At 56.1% G+C, this 22624-nt stretch carries 17 protein-coding genes and 3 pseudogenes; 6 read left to right on the top strand and 14 right to left on the bottom strand.

Annotation, left to right across the window (positions count from 1 at the left end; translation table 11 throughout):
- Window positions 1-2: 2 nt before the first annotated feature.
- From MME58_RS25420 to MME58_RS25400, 6 genes and pseudogenes are all read left to right on the top strand, one after another.
- A complete protein-coding gene (locus MME58_RS25420; protein WP_055004815.1) occupies window positions 3-308 on the top strand; it encodes a hypothetical protein in 306 nt (101 codons plus the stop codon).
- 424 nt (window positions 309-732) lie between these two features.
- Window positions 733-789: pseudogene (locus MME58_RS27915) on the top strand (hypothetical protein); the annotation flags it as partial.
- A gap of 41 nt (window positions 790-830) precedes the next feature.
- Window positions 831-1283: pseudogene (locus MME58_RS25415) on the top strand (RHS repeat domain-containing protein); the annotation flags it as partial.
- Window positions 1284-1630: 347 nt separating this feature from the next.
- Window positions 1631-2176, top strand: a complete 546-nt coding sequence (locus tag MME58_RS25410; RefSeq protein ID WP_055004816.1) for a hypothetical protein — start codon at window positions 1631-1633, stop codon at window positions 2174-2176.
- 530 nt (window positions 2177-2706) lie between these two features.
- Entirely contained in the window at window positions 2707-3033 is a 327-nt protein-coding gene (locus tag MME58_RS25405; RefSeq protein WP_199727396.1) for a hypothetical protein, read from the top strand.
- Window positions 3034-3081: 48 nt separating this feature from the next.
- Complete coding sequence (locus tag MME58_RS25400) at window positions 3082-3630, top strand: hypothetical protein (protein WP_055004817.1); 549 nt, start codon at window positions 3082-3084, stop codon at window positions 3628-3630.
- 138 nt (window positions 3631-3768) lie between these two features.
- On the opposite strand, the pseudogene MME58_RS25395 reads toward MME58_RS25400, so the two are convergent.
- The 14 genes and pseudogenes from MME58_RS25395 to tssE form a co-directional block, all read right to left on the bottom strand.
- A pseudogene (locus MME58_RS25395) lies at window positions 3769-4101 on the bottom strand (transposase domain-containing protein); the annotation flags it as partial.
- A gap of 38 nt (window positions 4102-4139) precedes the next feature.
- Window positions 4140-4448: an IS66 family insertion sequence element accessory protein TnpB gene (tnpB, locus tag MME58_RS25390; RefSeq protein ID WP_233591011.1), complete on the bottom strand. Its 309-nt coding sequence runs from the start codon at window positions 4446-4448 to the stop codon at window positions 4140-4142.
- A gap of 136 nt (window positions 4449-4584) precedes the next feature.
- Window positions 4585-5679: a type VI secretion system protein TssA gene (tssA, locus tag MME58_RS25385; RefSeq protein ID WP_055004818.1), complete on the bottom strand. Its 1095-nt coding sequence runs from the start codon at window positions 5677-5679 to the stop codon at window positions 4585-4587.
- Window positions 5680-5771: 92 nt separating this feature from the next.
- On the bottom strand, window positions 5772-6290 hold the full coding sequence (locus tag MME58_RS25380; RefSeq protein ID WP_002551414.1) for an Hcp family type VI secretion system effector: 519 nt from the start codon (window positions 6288-6290) through the stop codon (window positions 5772-5774).
- Between the two features lie 155 nt (window positions 6291-6445).
- Window positions 6446-8938 carry a type VI secretion system membrane subunit TssM gene (gene tssM / locus MME58_RS25375; RefSeq protein WP_055004819.1) on the bottom strand — a complete coding sequence of 831 codons (2493 nt, stop codon included), beginning with the start codon at window positions 8936-8938 and terminating at the stop codon, window positions 6446-6448.
- A complete protein-coding gene (gene tagF / locus MME58_RS25370) occupies window positions 8935-9858 on the bottom strand; it encodes a type VI secretion system-associated protein TagF (RefSeq protein WP_054985217.1) in 924 nt (307 codons plus the stop codon). Before tagF ends, tssM begins: the two co-directional genes overlap by 4 nt.
- Before the next feature lie 31 nt (window positions 9859-9889).
- On the bottom strand, window positions 9890-13810 hold the full coding sequence (locus tag MME58_RS25365; RefSeq protein ID WP_054985216.1) for a type VI secretion protein IcmF/TssM N-terminal domain-containing protein: 3921 nt from the start codon (window positions 13808-13810) through the stop codon (window positions 9890-9892).
- 30 nt (window positions 13811-13840) lie between these two features.
- Window positions 13841-14554 (bottom strand): type IVB secretion system protein IcmH/DotU, encoded by a 714-nt coding sequence (icmH, locus tag MME58_RS25360; protein ID WP_054985215.1) that lies wholly within the window; start codon window positions 14552-14554, stop codon window positions 13841-13843.
- A complete protein-coding gene (gene tssK, locus MME58_RS25355) occupies window positions 14551-15894 on the bottom strand; it encodes a type VI secretion system baseplate subunit TssK (RefSeq protein ID WP_003394238.1) in 1344 nt (447 codons plus the stop codon). Before tssK ends, icmH begins: the two co-directional genes overlap by 4 nt.
- On the bottom strand, window positions 15891-16646 hold the full coding sequence (gene tssJ / locus MME58_RS25350; protein WP_082427011.1) for a type VI secretion system lipoprotein TssJ: 756 nt from the start codon (window positions 16644-16646) through the stop codon (window positions 15891-15893). Before tssJ ends, tssK begins: the two co-directional genes overlap by 4 nt.
- Before the next feature lie 25 nt (window positions 16647-16671).
- Entirely contained in the window at window positions 16672-19275 is a 2604-nt protein-coding gene (tssH, locus tag MME58_RS25345) for a type VI secretion system ATPase TssH (protein ID WP_055004820.1), read from the bottom strand.
- A complete protein-coding gene (tssG, locus tag MME58_RS25340; RefSeq protein ID WP_054985211.1) occupies window positions 19272-20342 on the bottom strand; it encodes a type VI secretion system baseplate subunit TssG in 1071 nt (356 codons plus the stop codon). Before tssG ends, tssH begins: the two co-directional genes overlap by 4 nt.
- A complete protein-coding gene (gene tssF, locus MME58_RS25335) occupies window positions 20306-22138 on the bottom strand; it encodes a type VI secretion system baseplate subunit TssF (RefSeq protein WP_055004821.1) in 1833 nt (610 codons plus the stop codon). The genes tssG and tssF overlap by 37 nt, the downstream gene beginning before the upstream one ends.
- Window positions 22138-22620: a type VI secretion system baseplate subunit TssE gene (gene tssE / locus MME58_RS25330; protein WP_003318239.1), complete on the bottom strand. Its 483-nt coding sequence runs from the start codon at window positions 22618-22620 to the stop codon at window positions 22138-22140. The genes tssF and tssE overlap by 1 nt, the downstream gene beginning before the upstream one ends.
- Window positions 22621-22624: the final 4 nt, after the last annotated feature.

Below are 22624 nucleotides of genomic sequence, written 5' to 3'. Positions count from 1 at the left end.
ATATGAACACTGAAATTGCCGTTGATCTGATCGTTACAAGACTTCTGGGAGCAGATTCTATACCAGTAAAAATACGAACCAGGGTTAAAGTTTCTGAAGAAGAAGTGGCCGAGTTATTTTCAGCCATTGACTTTATAATTAGCTATTACAGTGAGAAAGACATTATACCCAAAAAAATAGCACTAGCCTTCGTAGATATATACATCAACTTCAACATCTCGGATGACTTTTATAATGAAAGCGAAACTCAAAGATACGAAGACATCGGAATAGCCCTACAAGAAAAGGCGTATGAGCTATTTGAATAAATAGTATATAATTAGATAGTTGACTGAACTGGTCTTCATCGACGTATGGTTAAGGCTGGACGTTGTCGAATGCCGGATCAGCGATAGTGAGCACTTCGATTGCCGTTACGACTTTAAATAGTGTACACAGTGGGTAGTCGATATGCTTGGTCGTGAATTGGAGATTCATTACAGCAAAGACCGGCGCATCATCGGGCATTATTACAGCGTATTCGGGGGATTATCTCCCACAGCAAATGGCCTGTGAAGGTTGGAGATGCCTGAAAAGGGATGGCTTCTACCAAGACTTATTTTTTGTTAATGCAACTTTAACATCGATGGCTACCCTTTTACGCAAATCGACAATCTATGCTCTCACCCATCTGAACCGTAAGAATATGACGCTTGTACATGCTAACCACGCCTTGCGAAAAGTCCTATACTGATGTCTTTTTCTTTCTTTACGGACACCGCCACGCTTGCGACATTCGATCTCGACACCCTCAAACACAGGGTGGAAGATACCTGCGATTGGTGGAGTACCACAAACGCTTCCTCTGGCAAGGCCTGCGCATGCTGCGCGAAGAAAGCCCCGGCCAGAGCAGCCTGTACCTTTACGAGCCCGGCAGCTATGCGCCACTGGCCCGTGTTGACGAGAAAGAAGGCGAAGTCGAGAACAAGGTTTACTACTTCCACACCGACCAGATCGGTACACCGCTGGAAATGACCGATACCGAAGGGCAGATCGTCTGGCAAGCCAAGTACCGAGCCTGGGGGGCGGTTGAAAAGCTGGTGGTGAACGAGGTTGAACAGAACCTGCGGTTTCAGGGGCAGTACTTTGATGTCGAGACGGGGCTGCATTACAACACGTTTCGGTATTATGATCCGGAGATTGGGCGGTTTATAACGCAGGATCCGATTGGGTTGGAAGGTGGGTTTAATTTATATCAGTATGCACATAATCCAGCAGCTTGGATTGATCCATGGGGCTTATCTGAATTACTAGGCCTTGTAAATTAAGCTCACGCTTTGCTTGATCCTACCGTGCAAAAGTTCAAGACTACTGCTTTGGGAATGGATAGCAAAGGGGGATTATTCATTGCATCAAGCGATAAGACCGTGCCTAAAATTCAACGAGAGTGGGCCCAAGGTAAAGGGATTAACGTCGTAAATGGGCAGGGCCATGCAGAGGAAACTATAATAAAAGCAGGTAAAGGCGCGACCAATATAGATGCATCGAGAGGGGTATGTTTGGATTGTGAACACTTAATGAAGGAGCACGGCGTTAAGGCTGACACACATACAACTGGTAAAAAAAGTCGGAGACGGTTAGGAGGAAGCACATGCAGTGGAATTTGATTTTTGAGGACGCCACTGTGTCGTCCTATATCGAAAAACTTGATTCTCAACAAAAATCCTTGCTGATAGCAAGCTATTTGTATAGGCAAATACGTCTTATAAAAGCTTTTGATAGTTGCTATTCAGAAAATCTTGAAGATTTAGTTGTGGAAGCGCTCAAAACCTCGCTATCCGAAAAGAAAGGTTCTATTATAAAAATTGAGCATACTATAAATAAAAGCATACCAGATACCGAGGAGTTTTCTGAGCAAGAAGGTAGCTATGCACAAAACCTGATGATTGCATTAGATTATTTTTTATTATTTCTTATCGATTCCGACACTTTCAAGCTTCATAAATGCATAGACATGGCCCTGCAGAATATAGACTTATTGAACTATGAGATTGACGAGCTCTATGATGAAGATGAAGTAACCTCAAATGAAATTACCGTTGTATTAGATCTAGCCACAAAAATATCAAATACAAAATTCTCTTTTGGCGTAAGTATTAGCGAGCTAGAAAAATTAGTGAGCAGCCATATGCTTTGAATATACTATAGCATTATACCCCTAACTAAAGACAGCTCTTCCTCCACAAGCGGCAGAGCATATTCAACCTGGTGCTAGAGGGGATCTCAGTGATAGAAGCCATCCAAACCATTAGTGGTATTGTAATGCTGAAAGTCTTAAAGATTTTGAATTTATTTCTAGAGCGCAACATAAGGTTCCAAGCCAGAACAGAACAGAACAGAACAGAACAGAATTAATAGTAAAACTGGAAAGTCACTAAAAGGAGGATGTTGATGAAAAGCTTAAGTGTGGGGCAGCCCAATTACTGTTGCCGATTTGATCGACTGCATACAGTTCGGCGCTACCCTTAAAGACAATTTATGCTTGTGTGTCAACAACGACGTCGACGTAATTGCCGCCGAAACAATATGCTATTTGGATTATTATCCGGAAGTTGTAAACGACAAAGGGGTCTATAGCGAATTTGTTGCCTTCAAGGGGCTTCAACTGCTTTATTATGAGCAGCAATTCAATGATGTTTTAATGAACGCATCTAGCCAGAAAAAACCATGGAAGTAGCTGTGATCATTAAAGCTTTAAATTATCACCTCGAAAATTATGACTTTTTGGATATAATCTCATCTCATGACTTAGTCGCTGAGGTATATTTGAAAATGGCGTTGCTTCATGGCTCTTTAAAAACCTATAGGGCAGGTGGTTGCCAATCTTCTCTCAGCCACTTGCTAACTTTAAATGATGAGATATGCACGACAAACTCTATGGGGCCAATCGATTGGTCGCTTGCAGGCCAGACTCAACGACGATGCGCGCCAACCGACAGAACCCGTTGGAATGAAGAACCCAAACAGAAACAATTAGTTGACTGCAGCAGATGAGTATCGTGCAAAAGCAGCAGGTGCAAAACTTAAAACCGGAGCATCGGGATGTTGAAAAGCATAAAGTGGTCAGAAGATTCAGTACTCGTTGTCAAGGTCGACGATGTTACATATACATTAGCCCAAATGAGGAAAAATGGGCTGATCGAGTTTTTTGATGTATTTAGGTCAAATGACAGCTGGGAAGATGTTGACCTTAACGAGTGCAAGTTACTATTTTGTATTTTTGTAGCTGAGAAACGCATAAAAAATATATTCGTAAGAGTTCTCAACGACAATGAGGTTATAAAAAACTCTAGACCTATAATAAAAGAAATGCTTTCTTTTGAGTGGGTTTCAGAAAATGTATATACATCAAATCTTATAGAGTTGAGTGATAGCTATTCCAGCGTTGGTGGACGAGTGATCAAGACTGCTCTTTCAGACAAAACCGATATTGAAACCATCAATGCACATGAATTTTGTGGCGTTTTCGGGGACTCTAAAAAACTCCTCGATAGGCTCAAGTTTTTTAAAGATACGGGGATAAACTGGGATGAACAAAAAAAGTTTATTTATCCATCGATAGAAAGACCCACTGGATTTCCTGTAGATTAGCTTCTAGGACCAAATATGAATCCACCTCAGCTGGAGCTTTTAAGGCTGAAACTTTTAGAAGTTTCAGTCCTAGACCTTCAACCTCTAACACTACCAGTAATGGAAAAGCTTTTTGGTCGACTTTCTGAGTTAACTGAAGGCGCAAGTGACTTTCAAAAAATGTTTTTCGTGGATAACTTCGATGCGCGGTAGATCGGGCAGGCAATGGGTTACGCTTGCCACGGCGCTTTGCGGGTGTGACGACCTCTTCTTCAGTGGTCTCGCACGCCAACTCGACCTCGTGCTCCACTTCATTGAACAACGCCATTTGAGGCGTTGCCGGATCGACGGCCTGCTCTGATTTTCGACCGAGAAGGCGCTGCCTTAGTAGTGCAACTTGCTCTTCGAGCACGCCCATCCTGGACTGCATCTTCGCAGCATCTGCTTGAGCAATTCAGGATCATCAGGAGGTTTGTAGGGCACGAATTTCATGCCCGGGATTATACCGAATCAGGCCACGAATCGCGGCGTCAAAACCTGATGGGACGGTTACGCCAAAGGTCAAAGCCGTCGAGCATCCAATTGAGCTGCTGGACAGTCAGGACAATTGCTTCGTCGGTCACATCGGGCAATGTTTTGAAACGCTCAGACTCCAGGCGCTTGAGCCAAAGGCAGAAGCCGTTGCGCTCCCAGTACAAGATCTTCACGCGGTTGCGTGGCTCGTTGAGGAAGACGAAAAGCACGGGGTCGAACACCGCGACCTTGATGTCCAACTCGACCAAGGCTGCCAGACCGTCGATGGATTTTCGGAAGTCGACGGGCTTGGGGTACAGATACACTTATTCGACTTTTGCATCGGGACGCATCATGGTTGGCGGGCTCCAGAAAAAAATCGGGAGCACAGCATCCGGGATCAAGCAGCGGCTTTGAATGTGAGATTCATGGAGCGCTTACGATCCTACGAACTGCCCTCACTCACTGCTTAGGCTCTTTCGTACCCAGCACATCGCGAATGCTGTCCACGACGTTGCTGTCCTTGATAACGTCGTTCAGCCAGCCTTCCAGCGGCATGTTGCCCCACTTGATGGCGCGCTCGATGAGGTACGGGACGGGGCTTTGCGGCTCGGTGTTTTTGAAGAACTGTGCAATACCGGCGAGCATGGTGAAGGCTTCATCGCGAGTGGCAGGAGTAGTGCGCAGTGGTGCGGACGCGCTGTCCTGGCTGGCCTGGGTCATTACGGCACCTGCGGGTTGGTCGACGACGGTTTCGGGGCCGTCCTGAGCAGCGGCGGGGGCGGGGCTCAGTTCGATGCCTCGGTCCTTGAGCAGCTTTTCGGTCAGTTGCCCGGCGCGTTGCAGAATGTCGCTGAGGGTGACGAGGCTCGGTGCGTCGCGGCCGAACAGGGTGTCGGCAGTGGCCTGGAGTTGCTGGCAGGCGTACAGGCTGGCGGCGATTTCGCTGGCCTTGAGGCGCAAGTGGTCCGAGTCGGTCAGGACCACCGAGCGCTGGAAGATTTCGGCGTTGATCTTGCCTTCTTCAACAGCGGACTGCATGGCCTTGGGGATTTGCAACGCGAGGTTTTCAACGTGGCGCGACTCGTCGTAGCGCAACAGGCCAAAGTTCTGCCCCTGCGTGATCGGCAGGCCGCCAACGACTTCGGTCAGCGTGGTTTTCAGCCAAGCCAGGCGGGCGGCACGTTCCTCTACGCCATCCTCTAAGGATGGGTACAGATCGTCCCAGAAATTTTGCAGGATCCGTTCGGCCACAGTCAGGCCGAAGGTGATGCCGACAAAGTGGTATTTGTGCGCCAGGGCTTCGCTGAGCCAGGCAACGAGCATCAGATCCTTGCTTTGTTCGGCAAGGCCCTGTGCGGCCAACGTGATGGTCTGATCCCAGTCCGAGGACTTCAGATCGGTTTGCCAGTCACCTTGGGTGAGGTAGTCGGGGTCTGCTCGACGAGCTTCCTTGACCTGATCGAACAGGGTGGAAAAGCTCATGTCTTCGCCGCTTCCCCCGTTGATGGGAGCCGTCAGATCGGCAAGCGAAAGGTCGTTGAGAAATTCAGACATAGTCAACTCTGATCAGGGGATAAAAGAACACCGTGCCTGAGCAGACACGGTGTTGAAGACGGGCCGCTTGCGCGACCCGAGGTGTCACGGACTTATGCGAATACTTTGTTCGCAGTGCGGTCCCAGCCGCCAGTGACGTTACCGCCACCCTGGCCATCGGAACGGCTCTGTTGGGTGTAGGTGGTCTTGATGCGAGCGAAGTTGAAGCTGATTTCTTCAATCGGCAGATCGCTGACGGCGTTGTCTTCGCCTTTCTGGTTGCCGCCTGCTACAGCCTTCACGGAAGACACGACCACTTCTTCCAGGTTGATGGTCAGGTAGGTCAGCTTGTCGCCGCCTGCACGGTTGACGTTCAACTGGATCTTGGCAATGTGAGTGCCCTTGCAGCACGCTTCGAACAGCTTGGCGGAAGCCTTGTCCACAGATTTGCGGATGCTGAAGTCGCTCAGTGCAACGCGCTCGGACGAAGCACCGCCCGACGAGCTGGCGGTAGCGGAGGTGGCCTGGGTAGCGCCGAACTCGTAGCCCAACACTTCGATCCAGTCCTTGTGCTTGTCGTCCAGAACTTCGCCTGGGATGCCGTCGATTTGGATGTATGCGTCAAATGCCATTTTCTGCTTCTCCTTCTTCATTTAAAGCCGTGGCGTCTGCGGACAGAACACGGCCCTTTTGATTAACCTTCCTGAAACGATCAAGAAAGGTTCTCTTGCCACGGCCAAGGTCTCATATGGACAACCCGGGCTTCGGTTTGCTCGCTAATGTGCGGTCAATTAAGCGCGCGGACTTCGATCTCCACACGCCGATTTGGCTCAAGGCACTGAATCAACTGAGCCCTCGGCTGCTGCATATCGCATTTGACCAAGGGTTTCTCGCTGCCTTCACCGATTGCGTCCACCAGCTCGGCAGGCACGCCTTTGCCGACCAGATAGGTCTTGATGGTCTGCGCACGCTGCTTGGACACCTGCATGTTGCTTTGCGGGTCGCCTAGCTGGTCGGCGTGACCTGCAATCACGATCTTGCCGATGTTCGGTGTACTCAACAGCTTGCCGGCAATTGCACTCAGCTGATTTTGTCCTTCGGTTTTCAGGCTCTGGAAATCGGCGCGACCAAAGGCAAACAGGGTGTCCGATTCGAGCGTGATCGTCTCGATAGCCTTCAACGACTGCGTCAGCAGGCTATTGATGTAGTTACGCGAACTGGAGGTCAGGAAGGCGTTGTCGAGAATGCGTGGCACGTCCAGTTCGTGAATCTGATCGCTATAGAAATTGATCTGTCGACTGGCGTACTCGTAATCCTGACTGGAGCCTGCCTCGGCATTCGCGGTGATGGTTTTGCCGGTCTGACGGGCAATGGCCGGATACCAGTAATCAGGCATCTTCGCTTTCAGGAAGGCGGGTTCGGCCTTTTCACGCTGGGCTCGCGACAGCATCACGTAAGTGTCCAGCGTGGCCTTGCCGAAGGCGGCAATCGACTGTGCACGGTTGTCCGGCGGCAGCGCCTTGGGCTCGACGCTGTCGACGCCCGTGACCGGCATCAGGTCCTTGGCATTACGTTGATAGACCTTGATGGTGGTCAGCAGGTAAAGCGAGCGTGTCAGGTTGTCTGCGGTCGGTTTGAGCATCACCGTTTCCAGACGGTTGAAGTAGCGCGTGCGCAGCAGCGGTTCGACGTCATAGCCCCGATAGAGACCCAGGCGCAGGCGCAGCGGTACGCCTTCATCGTGGTGACGGTCGTAATAAAGCGATGTCCAGAAGCGCAGGCGATCCAGCGTTTGCCACTCGGTGTACTGCGCCGTGGCTTTGCTGTCATCGGCTGCGGCCTGGGCAAGTTCGGTAGAAATGGACTGGATGTTGTCCTTGTTGTTCCAGTACGACCAGCCCCACAGACTGCACAGCAGCAACGCCACAAGGCTTGCGCCACCGATCCAGGCAGCTTTGCGACGACGCTCGCGGTGGTTGGTGGTGTACAGCGCCACCAGATGCTGGTCGGGGATGATCACTTTGCGGAACAGGCTGTTGATGAACAGCGGGTGAGGCTGCGCATTCCCGTCGACAGCTTCCTGCTCGCTTTCCAGCAGGAATCGCTCGGTGACCTGACGCGTGTGCCCACCCATCTCGGGCTGGTCGGCATCCAGTGCGCTGGTGAAGTAGAAGCCGCGCAGCATCTCGGCGCTCTGATAAGGATTGGCGCGCAGCAGGGCATCGACGAACAGCAGCAGACGCGGTTTCAGTGCTTCCAGCTCCAGTGGGAAGCGATACACCGCCGTGTCCTGACGCGTGATCTGGATGTCCTGAAGCACCAGTTGCTGGTTGGCCACCTCTTTCCAGTAATGGATCAGTTCGGTCATCGCTACACCAAAGCGCTGGCCCCAGTCGGCTTGCTCGAAGCCCTTGTGCGGGAAGGTCTTGCCCATCACTTCGCCACGCGCCACCTCGTCAAGCTGGCGATAGAACGGCACAAAACCCGGCACCAGGTCGCACTTGGTGAACACCAGATACACCGGCAGGCGCACTTCCAGCAGCGCATGGGTTTCCTGGATTCGCTCGCGAAGACGCTTGGCAATGCGCTCCTGATCCTCGACCGAGGATTGCAGGATGTCATGAATGCTGACCGTGACAATCAGACCGTTAAGCGGCCTGCGCTGGCGATGCTGACGCAGCAATTGCAGGAAGGCCCGCCATTTGCCGGCTTCTTCCTGGTCATTCATGTAGCGACCGGCAGTGTCCAGCAGTACGGCTTCCGAGCTGAAAAACCAGTCGCAATTGCGCGTGCCGCCCAACCCGGCGACGCGTGCGCCTTCGCGCTCGGCGTAGGGGAAGTTGAGTCCCGACTGATACAGCATGGTGCTTTTGCCCGCTGCGGGCTGACCCACCACCAGATACCAGGGCAGGGCATAAAGCGCGTCCTTGGAGTTGCTGCCGTTCGGCTTGTTGCTCTGCAGGCGTTCGAGGCTTTGCAGCAGGCGCTCGCGCAGCAGGCTGACTTCTTCACGGTCCGCCGGGCTGGCGTTGAGCACCGCCTGGTCGGCGTCGTCACGCAGCAGGCCTTCCAGGTTCTGGTGCTGTGATACGCCTCGGTAAAGCAACAGCACATAGGCTGCCGACAACAGCAGAAACAGGCCGATCCCCGTCAGCAGGCTGTTCATCGAGCTGAAGCCCAAGGCACGGCCGATGCTCCAGATGATAAAGATCGCCAGGAAAAAGCAGACCCCGAGAACGTAGGGCTGGTAGCGCAGAAAGTAGTATTTGATCTTGTTCATACGGACTTCAAATCCAGCACATCGACAAAGCGGTCGATAACGTCATAAAGAGGGCGGTCAATGTCGGGAAACACATGGCCTCGGTGGTGTTCATCGAATGCGTCGAAAGGTGCCAGTACGTCATAACTCTCCGAATGCTCGCCCACGCCCGTCACCACGCGGTATACGCCAGAAGTGTTGCGCGACGGGAAGCAGAACAGCCGCGGGCGCATGAAGTCATCTGCCAGAATGCTGATCTGCGGCACTGATTTGTTCGGGTCAATACGCGTCAGCCAGTTGACCCACAGATCTGCCGTCGGGTTCTTCAGGCCGCGTTCCGCAGGCAGCGGCAGGGAAATCCCGACCGGTGCCTTGTACGACGGGCGACCTAGCGCTTGCAGCCGGGTCAGCACGGCGTTGCTGATGAACTCCGGGTAAGAGCTTTCCAGCGAAGTCGCAATGTCACGCAGGGTGAAGTTCACCAGAAACTTCTCGTGCACGCGCCGGAACAGTTCGAAGTCCTGACCTTGCAGCGGGCGCAAGGCTCTGATGCGTTCGAACAGCACCGAAGTGCCTTCGCCCTGTGCGGCCATGTGCAGCAGCGGTTTGATCTGCCCGGCGAACAGTTCGCTCAGGGTGAACGGGTTTACAAACAGCCCGGCATCACTGGACTTCACCGTTTGAAAGATGAAGAACGGGTAACGCCGTGCGCTTGAGTCCCGCGAGCTGATCAAACCGCCCACCAGCCAGTTGCCGCTGCGTGCCCGATAGCTGAAAAAGCACACGGGCAAGCGGTCGAACAGCGTGCGCCAGTCTTCGCGCTGCTGCATGTCGGCGAGTGCGCCTTGCAGCCAGGCGTCGAACTCGCAGACATCGTCGCTTGCACCGTGCAGGCTGACGAAATCTGCGCTTGCGGGCACTTTTCCGAAGCAGCCAATCATCGACCGTCCTCCAGATCCGGCATACGCATCCTCACTTGGTCCGCCCATCCGTTGCGTTAAGCGCGCTCAGCGCCTTGACGTTCGCCAGGTCCGTCAGCTTAACGCCGCCGTAGTTGCGCACCACCAGGCTGACCGGCCCTTTGGCGGTGTTCCAGCTGAAACGCTGCTGTATGCCGTCGAGGTCGGCGACGCGTGCGCTGTCGTTCATGCGCAGCAGGCCCCAGCGACCGGTGTAGTCGAACACGGTGATGCGCTCGCCGGTCAGCGTGACCACATCCAGGCGCGCGCCCGGTGCTGTGGTGGTGCCAGGCCACGAGAAGCGGCTCCAGCTGGTCTTGCCATTGCGGTAGTGCTGCTCCTGACCATCCAGCGTGAAGATGATGTCGGTGAAGTAGGCCGACGGCTCCAGCATGATCTCGAAACCGTTGTCACGGTCTGACAGGCTGGCGATGACCTCGCCCAGCGAACTGGCCTTGTCGATGTTGCTGACCATTTTCGGATTGACCAGCGGCGCAGCCTTGGCGCCGCTGCCCATGCCCAGACCTTCGCCATCGGACAGGTTGCCGATTTCATTGCGTTTGAAGTTGGGCAGCAGGCCCGATTCCGGGTCGACGAAGCGTTGCAGGTCTTTCACCGATGCCTCGTTGCGACTGTCTGCAGCAATCGGGTAACGGTGAGCCATGACCTGTTCCCAGGGTTTGGCGACCTGTTTGGCCCAGGCTTTGGCGATCTGTTCGCCTGCCGGATCGCGCAGGGTTTCCCAGGCAAACTGGATCGGCAGGCTGAACAGGCTTTGCAGCGAGGTGGAAAGCCCGCCCTGGCTGGTATCGACCGTGGTTTCAACGTAATTGCGTACGTTGGTGACTTCGCTCGGCTGCCCTTCAAGGGTTTCGCTGATCAACTGCTTGCTGCTCTTGCCGACATCCTGCGAGCGCTGGATGTTATTCATGCGCACCTTGAGTTTGCGCAGCGCCGCGAGGTAGCGATCCATGATGGTGCTGTCTGCACCCTCGGCATTCTGCGCCGCGAAAACCCGTGATACAGGTTCGAAGCGTTTGGCCAGACTGCCGTCATCAACCGCAGGCAGCGGTGAGGCCAGTACGCTGGCAGCCGCTTCCTTGTTGTCGAAGATGCCGGTGACCTTGCCCCAGAAGCCATCGTCGCGCTTGACCCCGGTCTGTTGCGCCTCGCGAACTGCCGGGACGTCCCATTGCGTGTTGTCGTTGACGGCGGCGAGCAGCAGCTTGACCGGCGAATTGCGTACATCACTGAGCAATGACAACTGCTGGGTGGCGTTGGCCATGTCGCTGAAGCGGCGCACACCGACGCTGTCGATCATGGTGTACCAGACCTGCGTGTAGTCACGTTTGTAGCGAGCCATGAATTCGCGGACGAAGTTGGCTTTCTGCACCACGCTGTCGCCGCCTTCGCCATCAAGGACCCAGTCCGACTCGTTCCGCAGGTTGCCGGACACCAGTTTGATCAGTTCGGGTTTCACAAACTCTTCCCAGCCCTGACGGGTGAAAATCGCAGGTACAGCTTCCGAACCGTACAGCAGTTGGCGACCTGGCATTGGCACCAGGTCATTCAGGCCGATAGCCGGAAACTGACGGCTGGACTCCAATTGCAGACGCAGGTATTCACGGTCCACCAGCGAGCTGGAGATCATGAAAAACTTCAGGCTCTTGCGGGTCTCGTCGATCAACTGCTCGTTGCGCGGCATGGCCGGAGCGTCGCCGTTCTTGAGCAGTTGTACGTAGACCGGCGAGTTGTCTTCGATGACGTCGTCGCTGATCGGATTAGCCTCGCTGGAAATGTCCGCCCAGGCCACCGGCAACGCCGCATTGACGAACTCGGTTTCCGGGTGCGTGGTCGGCTGAGTCAGAATCAGATAGAGCTTGAGAGCGTTATATGACTCGATGATGGACGCTACCTGCCGTTCATCGAGTCGCCCTAGCATTTCCTCTGACAACGACAGGCCGCCTGTGGTGGCCGACAACTCGGCCGCGTCGTTTGCGGTCGCCGGGTTGCGTAACGCGGCAATGGCCTCGCTGCGTGTCTGGCTGGCTGTGCCCCTCGCTGCGCCGGTCAGACGATTGGCAACTTCACCGGTGCTGCGCGGGATGCTGCTCAGGCTGGTCGGACGGCCCGCGGCGACGTTGCGGGTGCCACGATCCAGCAGTTTCCGCGCTTGTGCGCGGGCCTTGCCGGTTTTGGTATCCGAACCGGCGGGTGCAGCCCCGAAGCCATACTGCGGGTCCATGGTCTTGGCAAACTCGTTGAATTCACGCATCTGCAATTGCAGTTTCAGCGTGATCGGTTCGAGTGCCTGGGTTCGCAGTTGCTGCAGGTAGGCGGTCTGGGTGGCGAAATAGATATCGTCGCCACGGTACAGGCCCCCACTGAGCTGAAGAGGTACGCCCTTGGTGCGGTATTTTTCGATGGTCGCCAGTTGATTACGCAGTAACTCCAGGCCTTGGCCAGAGGCAAGACGTTGTGCCCGGTCCGGAGACTGCTCCAGTTCGGTCAACTGTTGGCTGATATTGGCCAGCCACTCGCGATTCTTTTGAAACGACAAGGCTTGCCAGCCGATGAATGCCAGCCCGGCGAACAGCGCCAGTGCGATGACAATCGGCCCCAGCGATCTGTCGCGGCCATGACGCGACTGGTACAGCGTCAGATCACGGTCAGGGAAAATGACGCGGCGGAAGGTATCGGTGATGAAGTAACTGCGATCACTGATTTTCCGGTTCTCATCTCCTTCCAGCGCATCGGGTGCGCTCGCTGGCCGCAAAACGAACGACTCTGAAAGCTCGTCCTCATACACCGGCGTGAGTTGCTTGTCGGTTTGCAGGGCACTGGTGAAATACAGGCCGCGCAGTAACAACTGAGTACCGTTGACGTTACTGCGCGCGAAATGCTGCAGGAACTGCTCGAGTATCGTCGACAGCTCGGCAAAGTAGCTGGGGAAGTTCAGCAGGGCGCTGTTGGCATCGGCACCCAGCGCGATTATCTGTGCATCGACGTGGCGGCTGACATGCGCCTGAAGATTCGCCAGTTTGCGATCAAGCACCGCACGCAGGCTGTCGGTGTTGATCTCGGTCAGACCGAACGTCATACCCAGTGGCTGCTGACGCTCGTGCAGGTCCATGCCTTCGAAGGCCTGGTTGAAGCCGGGCAGTTGGTCAGTCTTGGTCAACATCAGATAGATTGGCGGATTGGCGTCCAGGCAATCGGTGTACTCCTCGATCCGCGTGACCAGGCGCGCACCCATTTCGTTACGCTCGGCGGCGGAGGCGGCCAACAGTTCCGGCAGGCTGACCACCAGTACCAGGCCATTGACGGCGGCCTTGCTGCGCTGCTTTTTGAGCATGCGCAGGAACGCTGCGAATTCGCTGGCGGACTGATCGTCACGAAGGTAGCGGCCAGCGGTGTCGATCATCACGGCTTCAGGGCTGAAGTACCAATCGCAGTGCTGGGTCCCGCTTTCAGTGTCGTTGGCACTGCTGGCGATGCTGGCGGACAGGCCGGAACGCGTCAGCAATGAGGTCTTGCCGGCTGCCGACATGCCGATCACCAGATACCACGGCAGGTCGTAAAGCGCCGATGAGCCGCCACCGCCAGCCGAGCGATCGGTGCGCAGCATGGCAATGGCATGCTTGAGGCGGTCGCGCAGCACTTGCTGATCGCGGAACTCGCCGGTGGACTTCAGCGAGCGGTCAACTTCGATCTGAACCAGATTTTCGAGGTTGTGCTCAGTGCGAATCCTCCGGTACTGGCGCAGCACGATCAACAGCAGGTAGAAGGCGCTGATGATCGCCATCGCTTCGAGCGTGTAGCCTTGCAGCCAACTGATCCTCGGGGCGAAAAACCAGCAGACAGCCAGGCTGATCAGCCACAATATCGGGACCAGGAACCAGAAACTTTTTAACAGGCGCAGTAATGTCTTCATGTCTTCCTGACTCGGTTACCTGATCGGGACTCAAGCATTGAACAGTTGGCTGATTTGTTCGGCCAAAGCGGCCACGTCTTTGCCCAGCAACCAGTCCAGCGTCAGATAGACACACAGGCACACAAGGGCAATGAGTGCCAGGTAGAGCCATACCGGAACCTCATGGCGCAGCATCTGCGATACCTGATCAGGCAATGCCCAGTCAGGTGACAGTGCTTTGGGTGTCTTGCGATACCGTGCGATGTCCTGGCCCAGCGTGTTGGCCAGATAGCGCAGTTGGTCCTTCTGACCAAGGCCGAATTTGCCTTCGAAACCCAGCGCCAGACACAGGTGGTACACCTCAAGCACGTCCAGGTTCTTTTTCACGTCGGCGCGCAGCAGCTCGATCTTTTCGAAGAAACCTTCGCCTGCGAGGTGGACCCCGAAATAACGGAACTGCAACGGCTCCATTTCGAAGTGACGACGCATATCGTTGTCGCCCGAGCGCAGCACGCTTTCATCAAGGAATGCGCACAGCGCGTACTGGGCGTCCTTGACCTGTTCGACGCTGTAGTTGGCGCTGCGAGCCTGACGCTCCAGATTGGCAAAAAAAGTATCGACACTGGCTTCGAACGCTGTGACCGAGATCGCCTGGCGACCGCGACGAACAATCAGCGCCATGGTGATGAAGTCACGTACCAGATCTTTGAGCGTAGGTTTTTCGGTTGCGGCCGCAGCGGCACCTTGCATCACGGCTTCAGTCATTTAAGCACCGCCAACAGTTCAAGCTTGAGATTGGTAAACGCGCTGGGCGCGTAGAAGGAAATGGCCTGGGCTTCCATCATGCGTTCGTACACCCGGCCATGCGGCTCAATGGAGAAGTAATGGTTGTCCAGACGCACCGGAATGGCGTTTGGCAGGCGTGTCGAGTGGTTCAGGGTGACGCCCGGCATGGCACTGTTGACCACCACCTCGATGTCTTCCGGCGAACCCACCTTGAACGCACGCGGCACCAGTTCCAGCAGGCTGGAGCCGGGCATGTCGGCATGCACCGAAATGTAAAAGTCGGCCTCGGTAAGGCGCGGGTCCAGTAACTGGCCCTGCCAGTAGGAAGGCCTGACCTGACTGAGATTGATGACGATGCACTGGTTCGGAATCACGTTTTCAAGCAACAGACGAACCAGCTCGTCGAGCTTGACCAATGAGGCCGCCGGGTCCTGATGATCGTAATCCGGGATGTCGGTGAGCTGGGTGTCCAGCGAGAACGTCAGCAAACCGCCCGCCAGTTCCGCAAGAAACAGGTACAGACGCTCCGGGTGCAGGCGTGGATGCGCCAGCAGGTGGGCCAGCTGCGGGTAGGCGCGGTTGACCGTATTCAACAGCCAGAACAGCGTCACGTCGCTGGAACCGAATTCGGCGATCTGGTCGGCACGCTCGCGGCGCCGGCCTGAAAGCGCCTTGCTCTTGGCTTGCAGCACGCTGATCAAACGTCTGCCGAGACCGACCAGCGTCTCGTGGGTGCCAACATGCAGCGTCGGGTGCACAAAATGCGCATCCAGGTTGAAGCCTCCGATGCTGTTGCGTGCCAGCCGGGCAATCGGGCAGTAGCTGTAACCATCCAGACTGTCGCCATCGACCAGCATCACCACATTCAGGCGCAGGCTGGTGATTTCGTTTTCCAGATCGCCTTCGTTAAGGTCCGGCAAGGTGTCGAACTGTTTGCGGAAGCGCCGGGCGCTCTTCTGTTCCTGACCGTCTTCGACGTAATTCAGGCCAAAGGGCTCGGGCAGCTTGAGCGCTGCGTAGACCTTGATTTCCCCGCCCTTGGTCAGGTTTTTCAGATCGCGGGCGGCGGGCAGCGGGTCGTGCTGCGGCGCGTCGTAAAGGCTGCCGTCCGGGAACACGAGCTTCAGACGCTTCAGTTGCAGGGAGCCTGTCGCCAGTGCCTCAACGTCGACTTCCAGCGTCTGCACTCCCCAGTGAAAGGGCGTCGAGCGCAGTGTCGACTCAGCAAGCTGATGTTGGTGAAACTCATCCTGATATTGGAAATGTTGCGGCAAAAGGAACATGCCTTCCGACCACATCACGCGGCTTTGTTTACTCATTTGGCGCCTTCCAACAGAGAATTGAATTGTGAGTCCGCTGCTTTTTTGGCAGCACTGCCGGCCGAGTCCTGAACCTGCTGGACCGCTGCATCCTGCACACGCTCGGTAAGGCCTTTGCTTGCGGGCTGTTCCGGCATTGAATTGGATTGGGTGAATTGCTCTTCAGTCTTGAGCCGGTTCAAAACGTCCACGCCACGGACGGCGAGAATGTAGTTATTGTCGACCAGCACGCGCACGCCGTCGGACGAGAACCAGATACCATCCTTGCGCAGCGTGTTGGCGTCGAACGCTACCTTCCAGCGGCTGTTCTCGTCGGTCCGGAAGAACGCCGCGATGCCTACGTAGGAGGCGTTCGGGTTCAGCGGCCATTGATCGGTCTGCCCCATGCCGGGCAATAGAATCAGCTCCCGGCTTTCGACCAGCGTGTTGCCCAAAGCCTTTTGCGGGTCATCCCAGAGAGTGTCGGCATTGATCGACTCGAAGCGCTCCAGAGAGGACAGTTGATAAACGCGGACCACCACCGAGAGCGGTTTGCCGTATTCGTCGGGGTTGAGCTGGTTGCCGCCATCGGAAGTCAAAATGACCTTCTCGTTGTCGCCAAACATCATGTCGCCAGCCCAGGTGTCATCCATGCGCTTGGCGACGCGGTCTGTCACGCCACAGGCGGACAGGGCCATCATCATTGCCAGAACAGCCAGGCACCTTGCCAAGGCTGGCTTCGAGGAACAATTGCCTTGAAGTCTTTTATTCATGACGTGTTACCTATGGGGTGATCGATCAGGTCAGGCTGTAAGCAAAATCGCCGTCGCTGCCAAGGTCGATGGTCAGGCTCTCAATCGGCTTGTCCTGCGCCATCCGCTCCAGCACCCGCTGAGCGAGCTCCGGCATGAGCGTCTTGGACAGGATGTTGTCGATGTTGCGCGCGCCGCTGTCGACTTCTGTGCAGCGGGAAGCGATGGCCTTGATCAGCGCCTCGTCGTAACGCAGCACCGCCTGGTGGTTGCGCTCGAAACGCTTGCGGATGCGCTCCAGCTTCAGGCCGACGATGCGTTCCAGGATCGCGTCCTGAACCGGGTAATACGGCACGATGGTCAGGCGACCGAGGAAGGCAGGCTTGAACACTTGATTCAGCTCGTCGCGCAGGCCTTCCACGATGTCGTCGGGTGTCGGCTTCTGCTCCGCATTCAGGCACCACTGCATGATGCGGTCAGTGCCGGTGTTGGAGGTGAGGATGATCACGGTATTGCGGAAGTTGATCTCGCGACCTTCGCCATCGTCGAGAACGCCTTTGTCGAAGACCTGGAAAAACAGCTCGAGCACATCAGGGTGGGCTTTCTCCACCTCGTCTAGCAGCACCACGCTGTACGGTTTGCGGCGCACGGCTTCGGTCAGCACGCCCCCTTCGCCATAGCCGACGTAGCCCGGCGGTGAGCCTTTGAGGCTGGAAACGGTGTGGGCTTCCTGGTATTCGGACATGTTGATGGTGATGACGTTACGCTCGCCGCCATACAGCGTGTCAGCCAGGGCCAGCGCTGTTTCGGTCTTGCCGACACCGCTCGGACCGAGCAGCAGAAACACGCCGATCGGCTTGTTCGGGTCTTCCATGCGGGCACGAGAAATCTTGATGCGCTTGCCGATCTCTTCAAGTGCATGATCCTGACCCAGCACGCGCTCACCCAACAGTGCTGGCAGGCTTTGTACGGTATCGATCTCGTCGCGCAGCATCTTGCCCAGCGGGATACCGGTCCAGCCGGAAATCACTTCACCGATGGTGCCGCCGTCTACCAGCGCGTGGACCAGCGGTTGCTCGCCCTGCACGCTGGCCAGTTCGGCACGCACTGCAGCGATCTGCTCAGCATCAGGCGCGCCGTCTTCTGGCACGCTGAGTGCGCCAAGCTTTTCGACCAGTTCCAGCTCGCGCTTCCACTGTTGTTCCAGCGCCTCGCGGGTTTCCTGTTCGGCTTTCAGCTCTTCGTGCAAGGCCGTCAAACGGCGAGCGTGGTCGCTGCCCTTGGCGGTTTCCTGCTCCAGCACGGTGATTTCGGCGTTCAGGTTGTCTATGTGGCGCTTACAGTCTTCCAGCGCGCCTGGCTGTGCCGATTGGCCCAGCGCGACGCGTGCGCAAGCGGTGTCGAGCACGCTGACGGCTTTGTCCGGCAGTTGGCGGCCGGTGATGTAGCGATTGGACAGGCGCACGGCCCGCACCAGCGCTTCGTCCATCACCGTGACCTTGTGGTGTTCCTGCATCTTGGCCAGCAAGCCGCGAAGCATGTGGATGGCCTTGTCTTCGTCAGGCTCCTCGACTTTCACGACCTGGAAGCGGCGAGCCAGCGCGGCGTCCTTTTCGAAATATTTTTTGTATTCTGCCCACGTAGTAGCGGCGATGGTGCGCAGCTCACCACGCGCCAAGGCCGGCTTGAGCAGGTTGGCGGCGTCGTTCTGACCGGCTTGCCCGCCCGAACCGATCAGGGTGTGGGCTTCGTCGATGAACAGGATGATCGGGTGCAGGCTGCGTTTGGTTTCTTCGATGACCGACTTGAGGCGGTTTTCGAACTCGCCCTTGACCCCGGCACCGGCCTGCAGCAAACCCAGATCCAGCGTGTGGATGGCGACACCCTTGAGCACCGACGGGACGTCGCCCTGGACAATGCGCAACGCCAGGCCTTCGACCACTGCGGTTTTGCCTACACCCGCTTCGCCGGTCAGGATCGGGTTGTTCTGGCGGCGGCGGGTCAGGATGTCGACCATTTGCCGCACTTCGAATTCGCGCCCCAGTACCGGGTCGATGCGACCATCGCGGGCGCTCTGGGTCAGGTTGACGGTGTACTGATCCAGTGCGGGCGTCTTGCCGTTGCCCTTGGTGGTGGCACCGGTGCTTGCGTCGGCATTCGCCAGTGGCTTGCTCAACTTCGTCTCGGGGCTGCCTTCGACCAGCGCGCTCATGTTCAGGCGCAGGTCGTCTGCGTTGATTTTCTCCAGCTCCGGCGCTGAACCGATGACCACGCGACGCAGTGCATCGTCATCAAGCAGGGCCTGAACAAGGTGGCCGGTGCGGATCTGCGACTGACCGAACTCGATCGATGCCAGCACCCAGGCCTGCTCGATCATGCGGGTAATGTGCGGCGAGAGCGCAGGCGTCCGTGTGTTGCCTTTCTTGAACGTCCCCAGCGCGGTGACCAACTGTGCTTGCAGGCGATCAGGCACTACATCGTAGTGACGCAGGATCACGGGCAGGTCGTTGTCGTTGTTATCCAGCAGTTGCAGCAGCAAGTGCTCGACTTCGACGTCGTAATGGTTCTCCGACAGGCACAGCGCAGCAGCGCTTTCAGTGGCAGTGCGGCTCGTTTCGTTCAGCTTGGCGAACAGGGACTTCAGGTTCACAGGGAGACCCCATCAAAAGGAATGTGGAAGAGGGCGCAACGGGAAGGCTCCACGTCGACACCGGGGCGTTTGAGCCAGCCAAGCCAGCCCAGAGATACATTGCCTTGGCGGCCCAGACGGGCCACGGGTACAGCTTCGCGCTTGAGCTTGGGTGCGATCTGGAAGTCCAGTTCGGCACCCACATAAAAACGCACCAGTTCAACCAGTTTTCGGTAGTCCACCGTGCCCGGCTGAAAGCGCTGGTAATCGGCCAGATCCAGAGGGCCCATTTCGATACGCACGCACGACTGGTAATCCCAGACACGATTGCCAGCCACGGCACTTTGCCCCAGCACTGCGTTCTTGCGGCCCAACTGCGTGCACTGAGTGCTGTCCAGCCTCAACCAGCGCCCGGCGAACTGCTGAATCTTGAACGGCAGCGAGAAATAAAAGCTCAGCATGACTTCAAGATTCAGTGCGTTACGCGGCTTCTGGGCAAACATCCCCGAGAAATAGCTGAACAGTTCGCGACGCAAAGGCGACTCGCCCTTGTCGAACTTTTGCTTCAACGCCTCAGGTCCGAAACCCACCAGGTTGAGCAAATAACGATCAAAGTTCGACGTGCCGTTGCGCTCGTACTCGATATAGAACTTGTACTTCTGCCACGCCTCGTAAAACAGCGTGGTCATGCGATGCGAAAAAATATCCAGAAACGCATGGGCCGCGTCGTCTCGATACTGGATGTGCCGATCGATAAGCAGCTCGGTGTATGGGCGTGGCAGCACGCCTGAAGGGCCGACCAGGCCCATGAAGGTGACCTGCACCTCGGACAGTGGCAAACCTGCGGCCGATAACCGGCCTTCGCGTTCGAAGTGCAGGTCGCTGACTTCGCTGGCGGGGAAGTTGAGCGACAGCTGCGAACGAAAGCGCAGAGGGTCCTCATGCGGCCTGGTTTCCAGGTCCATGCGGCCGGTCCTGCTGTAATGCAGGCGAAGCAAACGCACCAACTGGAAAAATTCGAATCGGTGCGGCTCAGCCCTTGCCTGGTCGATCAGACCAGGGGTTGATCGCCTGTTCGCGGGGGCCATTGGACCACTCTCTTTTCGCGCTGCAAGGTGCGAAGGGTTAATTGGGTAAAGCTGTTCATCGAGCAGTACTGACCAAAGAAGTGGTCAAGCACCATGCCGAACAGGAACACGCCGCTGCCGGTGTACTGGCTTTCATCGAATTTCAGCGTGATGCCGACGCCGCGCACAAAGTTCGGACGTGGATGCCCGATGCGCGCCACCACCGGCTCACTGGTCACCGATACAATTCCGTTGATCTGTTTGCGAATCGCCGACACGTTGCGGTAGTTGTAAAGCGACAGCAGTTCCAGCAGCACTTCGCGACCCTTCGAAACCAGCGACATGTGGTTGAGCGACAGGTGCGAGATGAGCCGCCAGATCACGCCGTTGCCCAGCGGTACGCGCACTGTCGCAGTCGGTTTGCGCAGGCAGCGGATGTCCTTGATCACCGAGTTGGACGGGATGTTGAAATCGCCACGCTCGCCGCCAAAAGGCAGCATCAGTGGTAAATCCCGGTTGCTGCATGTCAGGCGGATACTGAGTGTGTCGTTATTGGAATCAATCAGTTCCAGGTCCCGATCCACAACGCGGATGAACATGTTCGAGCCATCGCTTTGCCGGCTCTGTGTAGGGCGTCGCCGGGCGATCCAGAAACTCTGACCGGGGCCTTGATCGCCACGTGGTTCAAAGAACGGATGACAGGTGCCGACCTGGTCGTTGCCGTTGATCTTCTTTACCCGTCGCACGCGATCAATCGAGACCACTTCGGCAGCGCTTTGCAGGCGCACATCCGGGGTAACCGCGTATTCATGCTGCACGTGAGTCAGCTTGATCGGCTCGGCCTGCTGGCGGAACAGGTTGATAATCGGCGTGCAGTTGAGCTTGAAATTGTTACGGCCGATATTCTGGGTCAGGCGTGCCAGACGATCTGTCAGGTCGTAGTCGGAGAAGTAGAAATTGATTTCCACTCTAGCGATCTCTTTGCCGGCCAGAATACGGGCAAAGCCCGACAGGTCGAAGAACATGAATTTGTCAGGAAAGGTGAAGTACTCGTGCAGCAGCCGGTAGCCCAGAAACGAACGCTCCGAGTAATCCACCAACCCTTCATCCAGCCCGTAACCGACAGACTTCAAGGCACCGGCCGGTAGCACCACTTCGCGAGTGCGGCCTTCGTCTTCGAACGACAGGGTGGCCTTGGCCAGGTTGTTGAACAACAGCTCGTACAGCTGATGCATCAGCGTGCTTTCGCCATCGAGGAAAAAGCGCAGGCTGTCCAGTTCCATCTTGCCGAACATGACGTCGGAGGTGGCTCCAAGACCAATACGCAAGCGTGCGATCAGGTCTGCACTGTGGCCGTTGAATGCCGACCGCTCCATCTCGACGAACGACGCGCTTTGCACGGCGACCGGCCATAATTCGACCGGGTAGCACGTACGAAACTTGCATACCATTCCATCTATCGGCGTGGCGTGCAGCTCTGTGTGCCGTGCTATACGGTAGGATTCTGTGACCTTTTCCTGTTTGCCCATATTGAACTCGACAATGGACATCGAGGGCGTAGGGCGCAGGTAGTGCGGGTACAGCACCTCCAGGAACGACTCGACGATTTCAGGAAACTCATCATCGAGCTTTTTGTGCACGCGCGCCGACAGAAACGAGAACGCCTCGATCAGGCGCTCGGTATGCGGGTCTTCACAGTTGTCGCCCTCAATCAGCAGTCGCGAAGCGATCTTCGGATATTGAGCGGCAAACTCCTGGCCCAGAAAGCGCAGGTGCGAGAGTTCCTTCTCGTAGTAGGGCAGCAGATCGTCGAGCATCAGTTGAGGTTCTGCACTTTGTATTCCTGAGTATTGACCTGCAGCACGGCGTCAAAGGAAACCTGACGCGAAATGTCCTGCAGACGCAGTACTGCGTCCACACGAAAAGTCAGCATGCGTTGGCCGGTCTGTTGTGCAAGCAACTGGACTTTCACGCTGCGGAAGCGTCGGTCACCCACGGAAATCGCCTTTTCCAGCTGGCGCTGGATCAAAAGACGGTCCTGTGGATCAAGCACGCTTCTGCTGGTGAAGTCGGGCATACCGTAATCGAGGATGGTGCCGCTCAGATTCGCGAAACCTTCCAGCTCGCCAGCGACCAGAGACTGGCGAGTGTTCACCAGAATCTCCAGGTCACGGACGATGCTGGCCTTGTAATCGGCCAGCGAACTCAATCGTTGCGATGACGATTCCACGGACTGATGCGGACGATCGTCGAGCAACCTGTCCAGCAATGAAGGCAACAGCTTGTGTTGACTACTCATGTTG

The sequence above is a fragment of the Pseudomonas syringae pv. tagetis genome (genome assembly GCF_022557255.1).
Lineage (GTDB): Bacteria > Pseudomonadota > Gammaproteobacteria > Pseudomonadales > Pseudomonadaceae > Aquipseudomonas > Aquipseudomonas caricapapayae.
The sequence above is the reverse complement of the archived record's forward strand: the minus strand, read 5'-3'. Positions and strand labels throughout refer to the sequence as shown.